This window comes from Enterocloster citroniae, from assembly GCF_040545455.1.
GTDB lineage: Bacteria > Bacillota > Clostridia > Lachnospirales > Lachnospiraceae > Enterocloster > Enterocloster citroniae.
Genome location: NZ_JBEPLZ010000010.1, coordinates 48781 through 67902 on the forward strand (window position 1 = coordinate 48781; position 19122 = coordinate 67902).

The window sequence follows — 19122 nt, forward strand, 5'->3', positions numbered from 1 at the left end:
CTCACTTTCGGTTTTTATCTTACTGCTCCAATGAGCTGGTTGATATCCTCAATCCCATACCGCTCCATATAGGCCCGGATCCCCTCCACTGTCTCCACAGTAGCATACGGGTTGTGGAAATTAGCGGTGCCGATGGCCACCGCGCTGGCTCCTGCCAGAATGAATTCCAGGGCATCATCCCCATTCCGGATCCCGCCCATTCCGATAATGGGCACCTTCACTGCCTGGGCCACCTGGTACACCATACGCACAGCCACCGGCTTAATGGCCGGTCCTGAAAGCCCGCCGGTCCTGTTGGCCAGGGCAAACGCCCTTTTGTGTATATCGATCTTCATGCCGGTCAGGGTGTTGATCAGGGAAACGGCATCCGTACCCCCGGCCTCCGCCGCCTTGGCCATGACGGTAATATCCGTCACATTGGGGCTCAGCTTCATGATAATGGGCTGTTTTGCATGGGCCTTTACCTCCCTGGTAATGGCCTCCACCGCCTTGGGATCCTGGCCAAAGGCAATGCCCCCTTCCTTTACATTGGGGCAGGATATGTTGATCTCCAACATGTCCACCGGTTCGTCACCCAGACGCTCCACCACCTCTACATAGTCCTCTGTGGTCCTTCCGCAGACATTGACAATGATCCTGGTGTCATACTGTTTTAAAAAGGGAATATCCCTTTTGGCAAAAACTTCTATGCCGGGATTCTGAAGGCCGATGGCATTGATCATGCCGCCGTATGTTTCCGCGATCCTGGGGGTTGGGTTACCGGGCCACGCAACATTGGCCACGCCCTTGGTGACCACTGCTCCCAGGCGGTTTAAATCCACAAATTCACTGTATTCCATACCGGAGCCAAATGTCCCCGATGCTTCCATCACCGGATTCTTAAATTCCACGCCGGCAATATTTACACTCATATTCATCACTGGGCACCTCCGTTATAGTTCGATCTCATCTGCCAGGAATACGGGTCCGTCCTTACAGATGCGCTTATTGTGTACCTGCGAATGGCGGTCAATATCCTTTGACTGGCACACGCAGGCCAGACAGGCTCCCACGCCGCAGGCCATCTTTTCTTCCAGTGACAGCCAGCATTCCATTCCCTGCTCAGCGGCATAAGCCTTCAGGGCACGGAGCATGGGGGTGGGACCGCAGGCATAAATGATATCGGCCTTTAACCCCTGTTCACGTATGGCATCCAGTACATTGCCTTTTGTTCCCGCACTTCCGTCCTCGGTGGCCGCATAGACCGGTCCGTACGCCTCAAACTCCTCCTTCAGGAACATCTGGCTGTCCCTGTATCCCAGCACTGACCGGACCATTCCCCGGCCGCTGTCAGCTCCGCTCTCCCGGCCGGACTCTTGTTCCGCCTGAAGGGCTTTGGCCAGTTCCAGCAGGGGAGGGATTCCGATGCCTCCTCCGATCAGAAACGCTCTCTTCTCAGGCTTTAACGGAAAGCCGTTGCCCAGAGGTCCCAGCACATCAATGGTATCCCCTTCCTTCAGGCAGGAAAACTCCTTTGTGCCGGCGCCTGCAATGCGGTAAACCAGGCGCAGTTCTCCCTTTTCCCGGTCAATGCCGCACAGGCTGATGGGCCTTGGAAGCATCTTTGATCCGTCCTTTGAGTACAGGGACAAAAACTGTCCCGGAACTGCTTCCCCCGCGATCTGGGGGGCCTTGATCCTCATATCATATATATCCTCAGTCAGCCGGTCCTGTTTTGTGATAACCGCTGTCATTTTTATCTTTGCCATAAAAAATCTCCATCTTTATTGTGCCGCCACATTATGTTCTTACAGCACCGGCAATAATCTGCCGGTGCTGCAGTCCGTTACAGTACGCTGTTGATATCAGCAACCATATCCAGTACGGCCTGTCTGGAGGCTTCGCCAAAATGCTCCGGACCGAACTGTTTATACTTATCCTGCTTGTAAGCAGCTATGATGCCCCTGGATGAGTTCACAATGGCCCCAAGTCCATCCTCATTAAAACAGTGCTTTAGGTCATCCGCCGTACCGCCCTGTGCACCGTATCCCGGCACCAGGAAATAGGTTGCGGGCATCAGCTTGCGGAGGATCCTGCTCATCTCCGGGTAGGTGGCGCCCACCACGGCTCCCACATTGCTGTATGCACCGTCCATGGAAGCAGCTCCCCACTCCATCACCTTCTGGGCCACCCATTCGTATAAGGGTCTTCCATCGATCAAGCGGTCCTGAAATTCGCCGCTGCTGGGGTTGGATGTCTTAACCAGGACAAACAGTCCCTTATCATCAGTGTTGCACACATCTACAAAGGGCTTTACTCCGTCTGTTCCAAGATATGGATTGACCGTAAGCATATCCACGTCAAATCCTCTGTATGCATTGCTTCCCACCTGGACCGCGCCCAAATGGCCGGTGGCATATGCCGCGGAAGTGGAACCAATATCCCCCCGCTTGGCGTCTCCAATAACGGTCAGGCCCTTTTCGTGGCAGTATTCCACTGTTTTCTTATATGCAATAAGCCCTTCTATGCCAAACTGTTCATACATGGCGATCTGCAGCTTAACTGCCGGGATCAGATCACATGTATGGTCAATGATTTCCTTATTAAACTGCCAGATAGCGTCCGCAGCCCCCTCCAGGGTCTCTCCGTATGCATCAAAGGATTTCTTAACCACATGTCCGGGCACATAGGACAGCATCGGATCCAGTCCGACACAGATCGGGGCGTTTGTCTTCTTTATCTTTTCAATCAACTGACTAATCATAGCGTCCTCCTTATGTATGAGTACTGAAAACTCTTTCCCCATTCTAACATATAAAGTACCTTGTTTCAAGGAATGATATTCCAGTATTAAAAAATATTTTGTCGTGTTTTTTTGAACCGTGTACCCGGAAAACGATTTGCCCATGAATCTATTTGCTCCCGGATCTATTTACTCCTGGTAAATTTTGTTGTATGCTACTTTTATAAATATCCTCAGTGGGCAGGGACGACTATGGTGTATTTCCTTTTCCTCTGAGAGCAGGGGCGGGAGAAACCAATATGAGCGAATTTAATCGATCCAGTGAACTGTCACATATACTGAAGCTTCAGGAGGAGGCCCATGACGGCCGGGCAGATCTTAAAGCGGACATGTGGGACCGGCGTGTAAAGAACTGGAAGCAGAACTTCTGGAATCAAAACCTGAAAAAGGGAAAAGCCATGGACCGGATCATGGAAACTGCTGATTATCTGAGAGTCAACGGAGTCCTTGGACCGGATACGGATGTGGTGGATATCGGATGCGGGCCGGGACGTTTTGTATCCGAATTTGCCTCCACCGCGCGCCGGGTGGTGGGCATTGACATTTCCACCCGCACCATTGAATATGCCCAACTGTTTACCCGTGAGCAGGGACGGGACAACACCCGGTTCCTGGTCCGTGATTTCTGCAGCATGGACCTTGAGGCTGAAGGACTTTACCATGCCTTTGATCTTGCCTTCTGTTCCCTGTCCCCGGCTGTTTCCGGCCTTGAGGGCCTTGAAAAATTCATGGAGTTGAGCAGGTCCTGGTGCTGCATGAACGCCATTGTATCCGGCCGCCACCAACTCCACGAGCGCATTGCCAGGGAGGTGTTTCACAGGGATACCCTAAACAGCTGGAACGGACGGCATTTTTACACCAGTTTCAATACTCTTTTCCTTACCGAGTACCTGCCGGTCACCAGCTATTATACCCAGACCAAGGAAAATTACCGGACAGCGGACAGGGAGTTTGCAGAGATATCCGGTTCCATTATCCTGCCGCCCGGTGAGAGGACCACGGATCGGATTGAGAAAATATACCGCTGGATGGCGGAACACGCGGACGAGGACGGCAATCTCTATGAGAGCTCGGAATTTACATATGGACGGCTGCTGTGGAATTTAAAGGGCAAACGGACCCAGACACGGCGGTCTGTGGAGAACAGCCATTAAGAACTGCTATTAAGAACTGTTATTAGAGACAGCAAAAAACTGCCACGGAAGGGATGAGCATTTTCCCTTTTGCAGCAGTTTTTCAGATTCAGAGTCTTATTTCCGGGGAACGGAATCCACCAGGAGCCCCTCCATGTCCTCCCTGGCCACATCCACATGGTACATAACTTTATAGTAGTCAATGGCCAGATCCACAATATCCACATCATATAAATCCGGATATAACAGGTTTGTCACCCAATGCAGCCCGATAAAGCGGTTGACAGAGGGCGGACGGTCGGAAAAACGCTCTGTATCAACAGTACATGCTGTCCGCCAACAGCTGGGAAAAGCTTATTCAATATGGGATTGAGAGAAATGAATTTAACCATGTGGATATTCCTGCAGTATTTGATCTGATCGTGTTCTCTTATCAGGGTGTGCGCATGTTCAGCAAACTGATGCCAATCAATGAACAGATACCGTCCGGCATCATAAAAGAGATCAAAAAAATATTAATAAGGGAGGATTAAACAATGGCAGCTGTTTTTAACAATTTTCAGGAGGATACCAATGCTTTTATAAACCCAGGCGACCTGACAAAAGAGATAAGCGGGTTCCCTCAAATCTGTATCTCCACTTTTTCAGAAAACATTATCAATCATTTTATTGAAACCAATGAAGCCCGCATAATTGCCCATTTGTATTCTTCAAACGGAGCCATCCCCGTGTACGCCGTCAAATATGCTGATATGACCTTTGGTTTATTCCTTTCCAGGGTCGGCGCTCCGGCATGCGTGGCCGGGCTTGAGGAAATAATAGCCTTAGGCGCAAAAGGTATCGTTCTTTTTGGGTGCTGCGGAGTGTTGAACCAGTCGGTTGTTCAGAACAAGATCATCATTCCATTGTCAGCGGTCAGGGATGAGGGCACAAGCTATCACTATATTCCCAGCAGTGAAGAGATAAGCGCTGACAGTTCTTCAGTCAATCTTACAACAAGATGCTTGGAACAGCATGGGATTCCTTATGTGGCCGGAAAGGTCTGGACCACGGACGCCATCTACAGGGAGACCATCGGATTAATTGAGGAGCGCAAAAAACAGGGCTGTATTGCGGTTGATATGGAATGCTCCGCTTCCCTGGCCGTGTCTAAATTCAGAAATGTTCCGGTCATCCCCTTCCTGTTCGGAGCCGATCATCTTGACTCGGACCGCTGGGAGCCAAGGGACCTGACAGATTACGGGCGTCATTTAAGTGATAAATATATTGCCATTGCCTTGGAAATTGCATTGGTTTTAGGGGAAACGGTGAAATCTGCGGAAACCAAAAAACCAGACCTTTTATCTGAAATCTAAAAAATATATAAAATTAGCACTCACCTCTTGACAGTGCTAACAATTGTGTTATAATGCATGTATAACAAATAAAACAAACAGTTCTATCAGCAAGGAGGATACAACGATGATGTTAATACCAAGAAGAAACTACGGACTTAATTTATTTGATGAATTTTTTAATGATCCATTCTTTACCGGCTCCACTGAGAAAAACAGCGACAGCAGGAAGCTTCCCGTGATGCGAACCGATATTACGGAAAAGGATGGCAACTATATAATGGAAATTGAACTTCCGGGATTTAAGAAGGAAGACATCAAGGCAGAATTAAAGGACGGATACCTGACCATTTCAGCTGAGCATGACGCCTCCAGCGAGAGCAAGGATGATAAGGGAACCGTGATCCACAGAGAGCGCTACACCAGTTCCTGCAAGAGAACCTTCTTTGTAGGCGAACATACCAGACAGGAAGACATTAAGGCAGGCTTTGAAAACGGCATCCTGAAACTGCAGGTGCCAAAGGATGCGCCCAAGGTAGAAGAAACCCCTAAATATATCGACATACTGTAATCCCTCCCTTTTCTTACCCTCTTTTAATATACATTTACCACATAGCCAAAGGCAGACGGAGCGCCCCCACGCCGTCTGCCTTTGGCTGTTATGGATTTTTCCTATTGTCTTTTCCAGATGAGCTGGTCTTCTTTTATGGTTGCAAGAACCTTTATGTCCCTGATTCCATCCGGCTCTGTTGACAATGGGTTTTTGTCCAGCACTGCAAAATCAGCCATTTTTCCGCTTACAATCGAACCTTTTTCATCTTCCTCAAAGTATTGGTACGCCCCATTGACCGTGATGGCCTTTAATGCCTCCCAAACCGGCAGCCGCTCCGTACCGCCAAGCACCACGCCTCCTTTTGTCCTGCGGTTTACCGCGCACCACAGCGTTTCCATCATATCGGGACGTATGACCGGGCTGTCCTGATGTAAGGTAAATACAATGCCCTCCTTAAGAGCTGATGCGGCCGGACTGATGCGGCCGGCCCGCTCCATTCCGAAATTTTTGATGTGCACGTCCCCCCAGTGGTATACATGGGCCAGGAAAAAGGAGGGAATCACTTTCAGCCGCTTCACCTGCTTTAGCTGGTCCAGTCCAAGAAGCTGGGCGTGTATCATCACCGGGCGTATATCTCCGGGATAAAAGGCGGGACAGTCCGGATCTTCATTTTTTTTCAGATATCCGTAAACAGCTTCCATCTGGTTCAGATACTGTTCGCAGGCCATATCCCCGTTACAGTGCGCCAGAAGCTGCATTCCCTCCCTTTCAGCTTTCAGTATGTGGGCGTATACTTCCTCATCCTGCAGCGTACCATATCCTCTGTAATCCTTTGGCTGTCCGCCCTCTTGATCCGCCTCATAGGGTTCCCTCATCCAGGCTGTCCTGCCCTGCGGCGAACCATCCAGGAACATTTTATATCCGCCCAGCTTGATATGGTTTTTATAAATCCTGATGTGATCCTTTAATTGTTCAGTGACAGTCTTGCTTTCCCTGATATCCCCATACGCCACCAGATCCAGTTTCAAAAGCCCGGAACCGGCCAGCAGCCCGTACAGGGGAAGCAGACGTTGGGACAGCAGCCCCTCCTGGACCGTGGTGATCCCATGGGAGGCGTACAGTTCCTGCGCCCTGGAATACGCCTGCAAAAACTCCTCCTTATCAGGCATGGGAACCTGGTTCTGGTACTTTAAAAAGGCTGCCTCTTCCATGTAGCCGGTGATGGTTTTGTCCTTAATCTCGATCACGCCTCCCTGGGGACATACGGTATCGGGTGTAATCCCAAGCTGGTTCAGGGCCATGGTATTCAGCACACCCATATGGCCTGACTGGTGTTTCATGATCAGGGGATTGCGGGGCGCCGCCTGATCCAGCACCATCCGCCTGGGATGGGTGTGCTCCTTCAGGCAGTTATGGTCATACCCGGACGCCTGTACCCACTGGCCCTCCGGTATCTTCCTCTGCCTGATAAAATCCTGTATGCGTGAAATAATGGTATCAAAATTTTCCGCTCCGTCCAGGTTTACCTCCATGGTATTGCTGGCACACGCGGTAAAATGGCTGTGGGGATCGATGAAACCCGGCACCATTACATTTCCCTGAAGATCCCCCTTACGGACCTGGGAACCGGCCCGCTCCAGCAGGTCTTTATAAGTTCCGGCATCTGTAATCCTCCCATTCTCCGTAAGCACGGCCTCCACGCATGGCTTTTGGTCCTCCATGGTAAGGATCGTCCCATTGTAATACAATATCTGTCCCATGATGCGCTCTCCCTTCAAATTATTTGACTTTCCATTCTATTATTAGTATAGTACCCTATAGTATGATCCCGTATCAATCCGGCTTTCCGCCGCACATTAGAGTATGCACACAAAAGGAGTTTCTTATGATTCTTAAATGGATAAAAAGACACAGACCTTTGACGGCCCTCCTGATCATTTTCCTCTATCTTGTCCTGGGGGCCACTGCGCCCTTTTATCATTATAAACCTGTTTCCCAAATAACAAAAGAAAATACTTCGGCCGCTGATTTTTATCAGGATGGTCCGGGCTGTGACCGGGCCATGATCCTGGAGACGAACCAGAGCGCCTGGGACGAACGGATGCGCCTGATGGGGATGGCAAAGGAACGGATCATTCTGTCCACCTTTGATTTCAGGGACGGAGAAAGCCCCAGGGATATCATGTCCCTAATGCTTCACAAAGCGGATGAGGGGGTAAAGGTCCAGATACTGGTGGATGGTTTTTCCGGTCTGGTGCGCATGGAGAGGAACAATTACTTCTATGCACTGTCCAGCCATCCCAATATAGAGATCAAGATCTACAACAAGATAAATCTGCTTCAGCCCTGGACAACCCAGGGCCGGATGCATGACAAATATGTGATCGCGGACGATTACGGCTATATACTGGGGGGAAGGAATACCTTTGACTATTTTATCGGTTCCTATCCCACCAACTCCCGCAGCCACGACAGGGAAGTCCTGGTGTACAACACGGCCCACGGCACAGAAGACAGTGCAAAAAGCTCCCTGTACCAGGTAGAGGAATATTTTAACCAGGTCTGGAACCTGGAGGTATCCTCCCTGTTCCATGACAGTGAAACCCTGGGTGAGAAAACATCTGTTAAAAATGCCGCTGCCGTGCTCAGGGAGCGGTATGACTCGTTGGCATCCGCCCATCCGGAGCTGTTTGCCCCGGATAATGAGGATGACCTGGCGATCCTGGAAGGGCCGGATCCCCTCACCTATTATCAGACCCATACCGTGCCCGCGGGAAAGATAACCCTGGTGTCCAATCCCACCACCATCTATGCCAAAGAACCGGTGGTATTCTACACCTTGACCCAGCTGATGAAACAGGCAAAAGAGCGTGTGGTGATCCACACGCCCTATGCCGTATTCAACAATACCATGTATGAAACCATGTCAGAAGTGACAAAGCAGGTCCCGGTCACCATGATGGTCAATTCCGTGGAAAACGGAGATAACTTTTTTGCCTCCAGCGACTATCCCCTGCACAAAAAGAAATTTATCAACACAGGCATGGAAATCCTGGAGTATGACGGCGGACTCTCCTATCACGGCAAATCCCTTGTGATCGATGATGAACTGTGCGCCATTGGCTCCTATAACTTTGACCTGCGCAGCACCTATATGGACACTGAGCTGATGCTGGTCATCCAGAGTCCGCCGCTCACCGCCCAGCTGAAGGAGCACATGGATTCCTATCAGCAGGACTGCCGCACCCTGCAGTCAGACGGCACCTATAAAATCCCCGCCCACGTAAATGTGGCATCCGTTCCTCTCTACAAACGCGCCGCGTGGAAGGTGGTAGGGTTTGTAATGCAGCCCTTCCGGTTTCTGATCTGAATCAGATCACCCTCTTATCCTTCCATTTCCCTGTGAGATACCGCGCAAAGGAGATCACATAGTTGGCCATCCAGCCCATGGGAACCGCATACCAGACAGCAGCAACACCCCATACCGGTGCGAAATGGAAGGCGCCGAACACGCGGATCGCCAGGTTCACCAGGTTTGCTATGGTAAACACAAGCACATCCCCGGACCCTCTTAAAAGGCCGTCCGTACACGCTTTTAACCCGATGAGCACAAAGAAGTATGCGATAAAGGACAGATACCCGGTGCCTGCCGCGTATGCGTCAGGGCTCATGCTGCCTCCCAGGAAGGAGGCGATAATCGGGCCGTTGGTCAGGGAGACCACCACTGCTATGAGTACTGAAAAGCCTATTATGATCCCGTAACTGGCCCTGTACCCCTTTTTCACCCGTTCCAGCTTACCTGCGCCGATATTCTGGGCCGTAAAGGTTGCAACTGCATTTCCTGTGGCGATCATTGGCACCACGCAGATAGACTCAATGCGGCTGCCCGCAGAGTATCCGGCCAGGGCAGCGGAGCCAAAGCCATTGACCACGGACTGCACCAGCAGCATCCCGATGGACACAATGGACTGCTGAAGGATGGACGGAACCGCGATCTTGGTGCCTGATCCCAGCATCCTGGTGTCATAAAAGCGGAATTCATCTTCCGGTCCCTGGGCATACCCTCTTAATTTTTTCAACAAAAGGGCAAAAGAGATAAGGGCGGATACACCCTGGGCCATTACGGTTGCAATGGCCACGCCGTCCACCCCCATTCCCAGCCAGGTAACTGATATGATATCCAGAACCACATTCAGCAGGGACGAGAATATGAGCAGGTACAAAGGCGTCCTGGAATCCCCCATGGCATTGAATATGGCAGCCAGCACATTATACATGAACAGGAAGGGCAGCCCCAGGAAATAGATTCCCAGATACAGCCTGGCCTGGCCCATAATATTTTCCGGCGTGTTCAGGCCCTCAAGGATCCGCCCGTTCATGGCAAATCCCACGCCCCCCAGCACCAGGCTTACAGCCAGGAAGGTGATCAGGGACGTGGAAATGGATGTCTTCATCCTTCCATGCTGCTTAGCCCCCAGATATTGGGATGTAAGCACGGAAGCCCCGTTTCCTCCTCCAATGGCGATCATGATAAACACATTGGTCAGGGCATAGGACGCCCCCACTGCCGCCAATGCATCCTCGCCCACAAAATTTCCCACGATCATGGAATCAGCCATATTATAAAACTGCTGGAACAGGTTTCCCAGGATCAGAGGCAGGGCAAAAACAAGCAGGCTTTTTCCAGGGCTCCCCTCTGTCAGGTCAATCTGTTTCTTTATCCGCCGTCCTGCGGCATTTTCTCTCACCGTATCCCCACTCATTGTTTTCCCTCAAATATCATCATTATCCCCAGATATCATCATTCCCTTGTGATATCATCGTTCCTATAGTTACGATCAGTTATGGTCCATTTCCTCAAATTCCTCCAGCAGCTCCCCAAAGAAATTTAATGCCTCGTCCACCGGTTTGGTGGTGGACATATCCACGCCGCAGAGTTTCAAAAGGTCGATGGGCGTCATGGAACAGCCGCCGCTTAAAAACTTCTTATAACCCTCCAGCGCACCGGACTCACCTTTCATGATCCTGCTGCTGATGGCCACTGCCGCGGAAAAACCGGTTGCGTACTGGTACACGTAAAACGGTGTGTAGAAATGAGGGATCCTCTCCCACTCATAGTCGATCTGGGGATCCACCGTCATTTCCCCGCCAAAATAATCCGCATTCAGCTGATGGTATTCCCTGCACAGATTCTGGGCGGTCAGGCTTTCCCCTGCAGCTCCCTTTTTGTGGGCCATGTTCTCAAACTCCGCAAACATGGTCTGACGGAACAAGGTTCCCCGGAAGCTTTCCAGAAAATGGTTCAGAAGATATGCCTTTTCCTTTTTGTCCTCCGTCTTTCCCAGCAGATGGCGGATCAGAAGCGCTTCATTGCAGGTGGACGCCACTTCTGCCACAAATATCTTATACCCCGCATAGGTGAAGGGCTGGTTCTTATCGGAATACCAGCTGTGGATGGAATGCCCCATCTCATGGGCCAGGGTAAACACATCATTTAAGGTGCCGTGGAAATTCAAAAGCACATAGGGATGGCTGCCGTAGGTTCCCCAGGAATAGGCACCGCTTCTTTTTCCCTCGTTTTCATAGACATCGATCCAGCGGTTGTCAAAGCCCTCCTGAAGCACGGACAGATACTCCTCCCCCAGAGGCGCCAGACCTTCCTTCACAATGGCCTTTGCCTCCTCATAGGTATAATGGCGGTCCACTTCCGACACCATGGGCACGTAAAGGTCATACATGTGAAGTTCATCCACTCCCAAACGCGTCTTTCTCAAGGCCGTGTAACGGTGAAGCTTTGGAAGGTTTTTTCTCACGGCCTGCACCAGATTGTCATAGACCAGCTCCGGCACTTCGTTCTCCGCCAGGTAATATTGTCTGCTGGACTCATATTTTTTTGCCTTTGCGTAAAATACAGCCTGCTTTACATTGGAAGAAAATGCGGCCGCCAGGGTGTTGCTATACTGTGCATACACGCTGTAAAGCCCTTCAAAGGCGTCCTTTCTGATCCTCCGGTCCTTGTTCTCCATCAGGGAAATATAGTTGCCGTGGGTGATCTGGATCCCTTCGCCGTTTTCTCCTGTGATCACAGGAAACTTTACATCCGCATTGTTGAACATGGTAAATATCTGGCTGGCTCCCTGGGTGGCGTCATAGGACTGGGCCAGAAGCTCCTCCATCTCACCGGACAGGGTGTGCCGGCGTTTATCAAGGATCATCTCCAGCGCACGCCTAAAGTGGCTGATGCCGTTATCCGCCTTCATAAAATCGTCCAGTGTTTCTTCCGGTATGGAAAGGATCTCAGGAACAATAAAAGAGGAATATTCCGAAGCCTTGTAAGAGAGGGACTGGGCCCTGGCAAACATATCCTGATACCCTTGCTGCGCCGTGTCCTGGTCTGAGCGCATCCTGGCATATACATAAAGAAGTTCTATTTTCCTGGACATCTCATCATCAAATTTCAGGCACTGGTACAGGCTGTCCGGGGACTCTGCCAGTTTTCCCCGAAAATCCGCATACTGCTTTACTTCCAGGGACGCCTCCTCAAACAGCTTTTCCCATTGGCTGTCACCAGGCACCATGTCCTCCAATTTCCACGTATCCTTAACATCTACCTCACCGCGCTTCTTCATATGAACCAGCTCCTTTCATATCCGGCACCGGCCATCCTTTAAAAGCCTGGCGCCATTCTCATTTTTGTCAAATCAGGTTTGCCATCAACGGCACTACGATCACGGTCATAAGCCCTGCCACTGCAATGGAAAGGCTGCTCATCGCTCCCTCTATCTCCCCCAGTTCCAATGCCTTTGCAGTTCCCACCGCATGGGCGCTGGTTCCAAGGGCCAGTCCTTTGGCCACGGGATGGTGTACCCTGGCCAGCCTGAGAATCGCCTCCCCCGCCATATTTCCCAGGACGCCGGTAAGTACTATGCTCATAACGGTCAGGGTGACGATGCCCCCCGCCTCCTCGCTGACCCCCATGCCAATGGCCGTGGTAATGGACTTTGGAAGAAGGGTCACATAATGCGTATGGGCCAGGCCCAGCACCTTGCACATGAGGAAAATGCTCACCGCGCTTGTGGCCACACCCGCAGTAATGCCCAGGGCAACCGCATCCCCGTGTTTTTTCAGCAGATGCAGCTGCTTATACAGAGGGATTGCCAGACAGACGGTGGCCGGTGTCAGAAGCCATCCCAGATATGACGCACCTTTATTATATGTTTCATAATCCATTCCTACTCCAAATATGCAGCCAATGATCAATGCGGCCGATACCAGGAGAGGATTCAGGATGGCAAGACCTGTCTTATTCCTCAGCCAGCAGGCAAACAGGTATGCCCCAATGCTCAGCGCCAGTCCAAAATATTGGGACTGCTCTAAAACCACGCGGATACTGTCCCTCATCTTACTTTTCCTCCTTTGCTTCCTTGGACTGCATGACCCACTGGGCCATGCGCCCGGTGACGATCATCACCAGTATGGTGGACACTGCTATGATCAGCAGAAAGGGTACCAGAACCGCCTTTACCTCCCCGATACATTCCACGATCCCCACAGTGGCGGGTATGAACATCATGGTCATGGTATCCATAAGGAAATTACCGGTCCCTTCCACGCTTTCCAGTTTCACAGCTTTGCTCATAAGGGCTGCAAGCATGATAAACAGTCCGTATACGCCTGCCGGAACAGGCAGGGGCAGCACCTGGTACAAGATCTCTCCCACCATGGTGATGCCCAGAATAATCCCTATCTGTTTTACGTATTTCATCTTTTCCTCCGATTGAGACTCACACATCTTCAGGTGGTGAGTAATAACTGGCTTGTTTTTTCAAACACGGCTATTATTCTACCACCCTGTTTTTGCAGATTCAACCCGAAGATGTATAAATACACAAGAAATACAATCTTTCGCCATTGCATTATATTGCCTGCTGTCCTACAATAGGAAAATGAAATGGATAAAAAAACACACCTGCCCGGAGGGAATCCTGTTATGAACATTGTAAACGCCTTATCATTATCCCGTGAACAGATAAAAGAAATACATGATATCACCAACCTATGCCGGAAGCAGGATGGCATTTCCCTTTCCTGCCCAAATGACGGGGATGATTTCTGGCTTTTGTATGAAGGTGATCCGGAAACCAGCTCCATCAGAGCATTTTTTGCAGTATTTAAAACAGACGCTTCCTGCTGGGAATGTTATGCCTTTACCAGGCCCGACTCCCGCGGTAGGGGATATTTTTCCGCACTGTTAGAGGCTGTACTCACGGCGGGACAGGAGGCAGGCGATCCGGACCTGTGCTTTGTCACGGACAACCGCTGCGGGGATGCACAGGAGATCCTTAAACATCTGGAAGCAGAGTTCTGGTATGATGAATATATGATGGAATGCAAACTGGATTCAGCATCAGGCCTTGACCTGGATTCAGCATCAGGCTTTGACCTGGATCTTGCCATGACCGTGGAGGATGAGGGACCGGAATGGGGCATGACCCTGCGTATTGCAAAAGATGGGTCTGCAGCGCCGCCGGCAGGCACCTGCCGCCTCTCCATCCATGGGGACAGCGCCTATCTCTACAGCCTGGAGATCGCTCCCCATCTGCGCGGTCAGGGCGTGGGTTCCATGTTTGTCCAGGGGATCATGGGCATGTTAAAGAAGGACGGCTGCAGACAACTGCGGCTGCAGGTATCCGGCACCAATGAACCGGCTCTCAGGCTTTACAGAAAAACAGGGTTCCGCATAACGGAAACCCTGTCCTATTATTTGTATTAGAGCGCGTCTGCTAATCCCTGCGCACCGTAACCCCCTGCGCCTCGATCTTTTTGCGTATGGCAAGCATCTTCTGATCTGTCTCAGCGATCACATGGGCGCATTTTCTTAACTCTTCACTGATTTCTCCATCATCATCGATCAAGGATTTTTTATACTTTAACTGGTGGTCCAGGCTGGCCCAGAAATCCATGGCAATGGTCCGGATCTGTACCTCCACCCTGATCGGTTTCTTGCTGTCGGAAAAGAAGACGGGTATCTCAATAATCATGTGATAGCTGCGGTATCCATTGGGCTTGGGATTCTTAATATAATCCTTTACGGCAATGACCGTGACATCATCCTGACGTACCAGCATATCCGCCACCTCATAAATATCATCCACAAAGGAACATATGATGCGGATACCTGCCACATCATCCAGATTCTTCTCCATGGATTCCAGGGAGATCTCCATTCCTCTTCGCTGAAGCTTTTCCACAATGCTCATGGGCTTCTTTACCCTGGACTTGATCATCTCAATTGGATTGCGCTGATTCTTAACCGACAATTCATCATTGAGCACTTCCAGCTTTGTCTTCACTTCCCGGATCGCACAGGTATAACGCATCATGGCCTGCTGAAACTGCCGCGCCTGGTTCATCCAGACTTCAGGCACCTGTACCAGATCCGGCACATTGACGATGGACTGATGAAGTTCGCTGTTTGGATTCATGTTAATATTCATGTTCATCGGTTCACCTCATTATCAATCGTGTAATATTCTTACATCTGCTCCACCCCGCCGTATCACAGGGCTTCCACTACCTCAGCCGCATGTTCAAACCATGGCATCTCCATATATTCCACACGTCCGGCATCCACCATCTGGGCAATCTTTGGATCAATAGGGATCTGGGCAAGCACCTGAATGCCGTGCTCCTTCGCAACCTCCTCCACATGTCCTTCTCCAAATACACTGATACGCTTACCGCAGTCCGGACATTCCAGGTAACTCATATTTTCCACGATTCCCACAATGGGGATATCCATTTTCTTAGCCATATTCACTGCCTTGGCCACGATCATACTCACCAGTTCCTGGGGAGAGGTTACAATAATGATTCCATCCACGGGCAGGGACTGGAATACGGTCAGCGGCACATCTCCTGTGCCCGGAGGCATGTCCACAAACATGTAATCAATATCCTGCCACAATGTCTCAGACCAGAACTGCTTGACTGCACCGGCGATCACAGGGCCTCTCCAGATCACAGGATCCGTATCCTTGTCTAAAAGCAGGTTGGCGGACATGATCTCCACTCCCTCCATGGATCTGGCAGGAAGCATCAGCTTGCTGTCCGGTGAGGTCATTACACCGTCATTAGGAAGACCAAATGCCATGGGGATGGACGGTCCGGTAATATCCGCATCCAGAACAGCGGTCTTCTTTCCCTTTCGGTTCATACTCACAGCCATCATGGAGGTCACCAGTGATTTTCCAACGCCCCCCTTTCCGCTGACTACGCCGATCACCTTTTTTACGGAGCTGGCCGGATTCAGTGCCTCCAGAAACTCACTTTTATCAACGGTACGGCTCTCACAGCTTGCACTGCAGGAGCCACAGTCATGGTTACATTCACTCATTTTTCGTTCTCCTTCCAATTTTCCTCAGGGCGTGTCCGGAAATTGCACCTGCACGCCGGCCGTCACACTGTCTTCTGCCCGCCGCGTCCCGCGCTTTAAAGGAAATCCACCATATAGAATCATTGATCCAAACACGCCCTAACATCATGTCCATTATAAAACCATTTTCATCTATTGTCCATTCTTTAAACAATAAAATAAATATTAATAGACAATTCTCTTTCCTGGACTGTAAATATTTTACAAAATTGTGAAATCTTCACAAGTCATCCCCTTCTTTATTTACTTTTTTGTGCTTAAATGCTAATATAATAATAAGAGTATGTGAAGATTCTGTGAACATATCTATGATTCAGGAGGTGCTGCCAATATGAAACTTACCACAGCAAAGACACTTCGCCATGGACCTTCCCCCTATGAGCAATATACTGAAAAGAACCCTGAACTGACCAGGATCAAGGCCGCGGAAAACTTTACACGGATAAACGGCATGATGGATTTTTATAAGCGTACCTCCCGGATCGTGATTGCTGCAGCCGGACTTCTTCTGGTGGTTTCCCTTGTGGTCCTTTCAGGCATCGGCTTTCGCACCATCACCCGTTCCCCGGCCAACCGCAGTGCATTTTCCTCCTCGGTAGATGAGATGCTGAAAAAGGACAGCGCCATCACACAGGTACAAATGATGAATTACAGCAGCTATTATGTTTATCTGGATGATTCGGTTTGGTATGGTTTGACGGAATCTGAGAAATCCGATTACTGTACCCAGCTTGCCGATGCCATGAATGAAAAGTGCCATTCCTATAACATACTGGGCCGGAAAGAGACTGCCCGGCTTTACTTTTACGATTCCAGCGGCAGTCTTGTGGCACAGCCGTCCGAGGACGGGCTGGAGAATGTGATCCTGCGATAAGCCGCATCCTACGGGGCATAACCGGAAAGTACCTCAGTCCCCTGCCATTGCTCTCATCAGTTTATCCAGGCTGAATTCCGGTTTTTCCAGTACGCCCTGTTCCAGACGTCTTTTATTAAGATCCGAGTGCTCCACCTCTCTGGAATACCGGTGGGCCACATCCACAAAATCCAGGAAATCCAGGGTCCCTCCCTTCTCCTTCCAGACAGCCTGGGCCAGTTCCCCTATGAGAAGGGTACTTACAACAGCCAGTTTCATTTTACCGTAAGGATTCCCATGATAGACAGCCCCGCAAAAATAGGTGAACACAAAATAAACCATGAGCTGCTCCTCCCACAGAGGAAGCTTTGCCTCTAAAGGCCCATGCCTGAACGCTGCGCGCTGCCGCCCATATGCAATTCCCCCTTCACCGTACAGTGTCCTGCCGGCCTGCTTTGCAAAGCCGGGCCAATCCTGTTTCAATACCTCAAAACGCCCAATGATCCCATACATGTTTTGCATAAGTTCCCACCGCTCATCCGGCAGTACGCTGAAATCTTTCATCTTCCTTACAAACCACGGATTCCTGTTCTTACCGCGGTATCGCTCCAACAGGGCATCTGTTTCAAAGAGTCTGTTCCGGCCGATCCTCCCCTGCATATCATGGGCAAGGGCAAGGCACATGGCCATGCGGACATTTATGTCCAGTGTCCGCTCCTGCAGGATGGAGATTGCCAGTTCCCTGGCATCCATAAGCTTTGTGTATAGGAAAAAGTCGAAATCCTCATAGGATTCCTGTCTCTCATCTTCCTTTGTGATAAAACGCACCGGTTCTTCACATCCCAGGATCAGCTTTGCCGCTTCAATGCAGGACATGCACAAAGATATCTCCCTGCATCCCTCAAACTCCTCTATATGCCTGGGATAGGTGCGGCAGGTCCTGCACAGATTTGCGGCCCCTGTCTCCCCATAGATGTCACAGAGATCATTTTCATTCAAAAAGGCACACCTGCCTTCATACTGCTTGAAACAGGCTCTGTTCCAATGAATGGAATTATGGAGCCGGTTGCCGAACGGCCCCTCCATGCGCCGGTAATGCTCCAGAGTTTTTTTGTCGATCATGATCTCCCACCCCGCACAGCAGGTATCCGGACACTCCGATGCAATGCAGTGGAATTTCTTATAATAGTGGGGTATTGTGTATATCATTTCACAAGGCTCCCCGTTTCCAGTCTCAGGAGCATTTTCTTCACATCCGTGCCTGCAGCATAGCCGGTAAGACTTCCGTCAGAGCCCATGACCCGGTGGCATGGGATCATGATCGAAATAGGGTTATGCCCCACGGCCCCTCCCACTGCCTGGGCCGACATGGTGGTCCTTCCCATCTGTGCGGCCATCTCCTTCGCTATATGGCCGTAAGTCGTGCTGCCTCCGTATGGGATACGGCACAGGATCTTCCATACCTGCTGTCGGAATTCACTCCCGGACGGTGCCAGGGAAGGCATAAAATCAGGCTCCCTGCCTCCAAAATATTCCTCCAGCCATGCTCCTGCCTCCCGGAAGATCTCCAGGCTCCCATTCTCCTCATAGAGTTCAGGAACCTCCTTCTGCGGTCTAATCCTCAAACCTCCCCGCCCATCAGGCTCCAGCATGCCGCGCTCCAATGTGCTCCCAAAATACTTCTGTCCCTGGATCCAAAGTCCTGTTATACTTTTTTCATTGCCCGAAAGGGTGAGAATGCCCGCGGGCGAGGGAATCGTACCTATGTATATCATATCCATACCTCTCCTTGTAGATTTATGATTCTTTCATTATGGAAATCCCCTCCATCCGGGGACCTCCCTGCTGTATATAATTTTACCGCTGCCACCGCAGTATATAAGGGTATTGTACTACGAAACAGCAGTTGTATCCACTACAAAATAACTTGCGTAAATGTATCCGGTTGCATATTCCGCTTGTATGATATATGCTAAAAGACAGGCATTGTGCTCATATTGTAACGATTGGGCGGAAACAGGAGGTATTTTTC

The 19122-nt window shown here is 50.4% G+C and carries 19 protein-coding genes; 6 read left to right on the forward strand and 13 right to left on the reverse strand.

The window, feature by feature from the left end:
• Window positions 1-14: 14 nt before the first annotated feature.
• From ABID13_RS14955 to pyrF, 3 genes are all read right to left on the reverse strand, one after another.
• Window positions 15-917, reverse strand: coding sequence for a dihydroorotate dehydrogenase (locus ABID13_RS14955; protein WP_007859818.1), 903 nt, complete (start codon window positions 915-917; stop codon window positions 15-17).
• A gap of 15 nt (window positions 918-932) precedes the next feature.
• Complete coding sequence (locus ABID13_RS14960; protein ID WP_007859820.1) at window positions 933-1748, reverse strand: dihydroorotate dehydrogenase electron transfer subunit; 816 nt, start codon at window positions 1746-1748, stop codon at window positions 933-935.
• Between the two features lie 77 nt (window positions 1749-1825).
• Window positions 1826-2743, reverse strand: a complete 918-nt coding sequence (gene pyrF, locus ABID13_RS14965) for an orotidine-5'-phosphate decarboxylase (RefSeq protein WP_048930874.1) — start codon at window positions 2741-2743, stop codon at window positions 1826-1828.
• A gap of 278 nt (window positions 2744-3021) precedes the next feature.
• Between pyrF and ABID13_RS14970 the strand changes: the two genes are divergently transcribed.
• Window positions 3022-3936 (forward strand): class I SAM-dependent methyltransferase, encoded by a 915-nt coding sequence (locus ABID13_RS14970; RefSeq protein WP_048930873.1) that lies wholly within the window; start codon window positions 3022-3024, stop codon window positions 3934-3936.
• Window positions 3937-4032: 96 nt separating this feature from the next.
• Here the strand turns inward: ABID13_RS14970 and ABID13_RS14975 are convergent, their stop codons facing one another.
• On the reverse strand, window positions 4033-4173 hold the full coding sequence (locus ABID13_RS14975; RefSeq protein WP_156200181.1) for a hypothetical protein: 141 nt from the start codon (window positions 4171-4173) through the stop codon (window positions 4033-4035).
• A gap of 278 nt (window positions 4174-4451) precedes the next feature.
• Between ABID13_RS14975 and ABID13_RS14980 the strand changes: the two genes are divergently transcribed.
• Together ABID13_RS14980 and ABID13_RS14985 are read left to right on the forward strand one after the other, a co-directional pair.
• Window positions 4452-5270 (forward strand): nucleoside phosphorylase, encoded by an 819-nt coding sequence (locus tag ABID13_RS14980; RefSeq protein ID WP_048930872.1) that lies wholly within the window; start codon window positions 4452-4454, stop codon window positions 5268-5270.
• 106 nt (window positions 5271-5376) lie between these two features.
• Window positions 5377-5820: an Hsp20/alpha crystallin family protein gene (locus ABID13_RS14985; protein WP_045091869.1), complete on the forward strand. Its 444-nt coding sequence runs from the start codon at window positions 5377-5379 to the stop codon at window positions 5818-5820.
• 101 nt (window positions 5821-5921) lie between these two features.
• Here ABID13_RS14985 and ABID13_RS14990 read toward each other — a convergent pair whose 3' ends face one another.
• Complete coding sequence (locus ABID13_RS14990) at window positions 5922-7562, reverse strand: amidohydrolase (RefSeq protein WP_048930871.1); 1641 nt, start codon at window positions 7560-7562, stop codon at window positions 5922-5924.
• Window positions 7563-7687: 125 nt separating this feature from the next.
• Here ABID13_RS14990 and ABID13_RS14995 point away from each other — a divergent pair, with 125 nt between their 5' ends.
• Window positions 7688-9172 carry a phospholipase D family protein gene (locus ABID13_RS14995; protein WP_007859834.1) on the forward strand — a complete coding sequence of 495 codons (1485 nt, stop codon included), beginning with the start codon at window positions 7688-7690 and terminating at the stop codon, window positions 9170-9172.
• Window position 9173: 1 nt separating this feature from the next.
• Here the strand turns inward: ABID13_RS14995 and ABID13_RS15000 are convergent, their stop codons facing one another.
• From ABID13_RS15000 to ABID13_RS15015, 4 genes are all read right to left on the reverse strand, one after another.
• Window positions 9174-10565, reverse strand: a complete 1392-nt coding sequence (locus ABID13_RS15000; RefSeq protein ID WP_045091870.1) for an MATE family efflux transporter — start codon at window positions 10563-10565, stop codon at window positions 9174-9176.
• A gap of 75 nt (window positions 10566-10640) precedes the next feature.
• A complete protein-coding gene (gene pepF, locus ABID13_RS15005) occupies window positions 10641-12431 on the reverse strand; it encodes an oligoendopeptidase F (RefSeq protein WP_048930870.1) in 1791 nt (596 codons plus the stop codon).
• A gap of 67 nt (window positions 12432-12498) precedes the next feature.
• Complete coding sequence (locus tag ABID13_RS15010; protein ID WP_007859840.1) at window positions 12499-13203, reverse strand: LrgB family protein; 705 nt, start codon at window positions 13201-13203, stop codon at window positions 12499-12501.
• Window position 13204: 1 nt separating this feature from the next.
• Window positions 13205-13567, reverse strand: coding sequence for a CidA/LrgA family protein (locus ABID13_RS15015; protein WP_007859844.1), 363 nt, complete (start codon window positions 13565-13567; stop codon window positions 13205-13207).
• Between the two features lie 186 nt (window positions 13568-13753).
• Between ABID13_RS15015 and ABID13_RS15020 the strand changes: the two genes are divergently transcribed.
• On the forward strand, window positions 13754-14575 hold the full coding sequence (locus ABID13_RS15020; RefSeq protein WP_048930869.1) for a GNAT family N-acetyltransferase: 822 nt from the start codon (window positions 13754-13756) through the stop codon (window positions 14573-14575).
• Window positions 14576-14585: 10 nt separating this feature from the next.
• On the opposite strand, the gene ABID13_RS15025 is transcribed toward ABID13_RS15020, so the two are convergent.
• Together ABID13_RS15025 and ABID13_RS15030 are read right to left on the reverse strand one after the other, a co-directional pair.
• The gene (locus ABID13_RS15025) at window positions 14586-15299 is read right to left on the reverse strand and encodes a GTP pyrophosphokinase (protein ID WP_040415560.1); all 714 of its coding nucleotides are present in this window, start codon (window positions 15297-15299) and stop codon (window positions 14586-14588) included.
• Between the two features lie 62 nt (window positions 15300-15361).
• Window positions 15362-16198, reverse strand: a complete 837-nt coding sequence (locus ABID13_RS15030; protein ID WP_048930868.1) for an Mrp/NBP35 family ATP-binding protein — start codon at window positions 16196-16198, stop codon at window positions 15362-15364.
• A 370-nt stretch (window positions 16199-16568) separates the two neighbouring features.
• Between ABID13_RS15030 and ABID13_RS15035 the strand changes: the two genes are divergently transcribed.
• Window positions 16569-17111, forward strand: coding sequence for a hypothetical protein (locus ABID13_RS15035; RefSeq protein ID WP_048930867.1), 543 nt, complete (start codon window positions 16569-16571; stop codon window positions 17109-17111).
• 33 nt (window positions 17112-17144) lie between these two features.
• Here the strand turns inward: ABID13_RS15035 and fliB are convergent, their stop codons facing one another.
• Both fliB and ABID13_RS15045 read right to left on the reverse strand, forming a co-directional pair.
• Entirely contained in the window at window positions 17145-18299 is a 1155-nt protein-coding gene (gene fliB / locus ABID13_RS15040; RefSeq protein ID WP_048930866.1) for a flagellin lysine-N-methylase, read from the reverse strand.
• Window positions 18296-18865: a methylated-DNA--[protein]-cysteine S-methyltransferase gene (locus ABID13_RS15045; RefSeq protein ID WP_007859857.1), complete on the reverse strand. Its 570-nt coding sequence runs from the start codon at window positions 18863-18865 to the stop codon at window positions 18296-18298. The genes fliB and ABID13_RS15045 overlap by 4 nt, the downstream gene beginning before the upstream one ends.
• Between the last annotated feature and the right edge of the window lie 257 nt (window positions 18866-19122).

Bases quoted from the DNA above. Each gene is read 5' to 3' on its own strand.
- ABID13_RS14995 (WP_007859834.1), top strand. From the start codon at position 7,688: ATGATTCTTAAATGGATAAAAAGACACAGACCTTTGACGGCCCTCCTG.
- ABID13_RS15035 (WP_048930867.1), top strand. From the start codon at position 16,569: ATGAAACTTACCACAGCAAAGACACTTCGCCATGGACCTTCCCCCTAT.
- pepF (WP_048930870.1), bottom strand. From the start codon at position 12,431: ATGAAGAAGCGCGGTGAGGTAGATGTTAAGGATACGTGGAAATTGGAG.
- ABID13_RS14960 (WP_007859820.1), bottom strand. From the start codon at position 1,748: ATGGCAAAGATAAAAATGACAGCGGTTATCACAAAACAGGACCGGCTG.
- pyrF (WP_048930874.1), bottom strand. From the start codon at position 2,743: ATGATTAGTCAGTTGATTGAAAAGATAAAGAAGACAAACGCCCCGATC.
- ABID13_RS15020 (WP_048930869.1), top strand. From the start codon at position 13,754: ATGGATAAAAAAACACACCTGCCCGGAGGGAATCCTGTTATGAACATT.
- ABID13_RS15045 (WP_007859857.1), bottom strand. From the start codon at position 18,865: ATGATATACATAGGTACGATTCCCTCGCCCGCGGGCATTCTCACCCTT.
- ABID13_RS15015 (WP_007859844.1), bottom strand. From the start codon at position 13,567: ATGAAATACGTAAAACAGATAGGGATTATTCTGGGCATCACCATGGTG.
- ABID13_RS15010 (WP_007859840.1), bottom strand. From the start codon at position 13,203: ATGAGGGACAGTATCCGCGTGGTTTTAGAGCAGTCCCAATATTTTGGA.
- ABID13_RS15000 (WP_045091870.1), bottom strand. From the start codon at position 10,565: ATGAGTGGGGATACGGTGAGAGAAAATGCCGCAGGACGGCGGATAAAG.
- fliB (WP_048930866.1), bottom strand. From the start codon at position 18,299: ATGATATACACAATACCCCACTATTATAAGAAATTCCACTGCATTGCA.
- ABID13_RS15025 (WP_040415560.1), bottom strand. From the start codon at position 15,299: ATGAATATTAACATGAATCCAAACAGCGAACTTCATCAGTCCATCGTC.
- ABID13_RS14985 (WP_045091869.1), top strand. From the start codon at position 5,377: ATGATGTTAATACCAAGAAGAAACTACGGACTTAATTTATTTGATGAA.
- ABID13_RS14980 (WP_048930872.1), top strand. From the start codon at position 4,452: ATGGCAGCTGTTTTTAACAATTTTCAGGAGGATACCAATGCTTTTATA.
- ABID13_RS14970 (WP_048930873.1), top strand. From the start codon at position 3,022: ATGAGCGAATTTAATCGATCCAGTGAACTGTCACATATACTGAAGCTT.
- ABID13_RS14990 (WP_048930871.1), bottom strand. From the start codon at position 7,562: ATGGGACAGATATTGTATTACAATGGGACGATCCTTACCATGGAGGAC.
- ABID13_RS15030 (WP_048930868.1), bottom strand. From the start codon at position 16,198: ATGAGTGAATGTAACCATGACTGTGGCTCCTGCAGTGCAAGCTGTGAG.
- ABID13_RS14955 (WP_007859818.1), bottom strand. From the start codon at position 917: ATGAATATGAGTGTAAATATTGCCGGCGTGGAATTTAAGAATCCGGTG.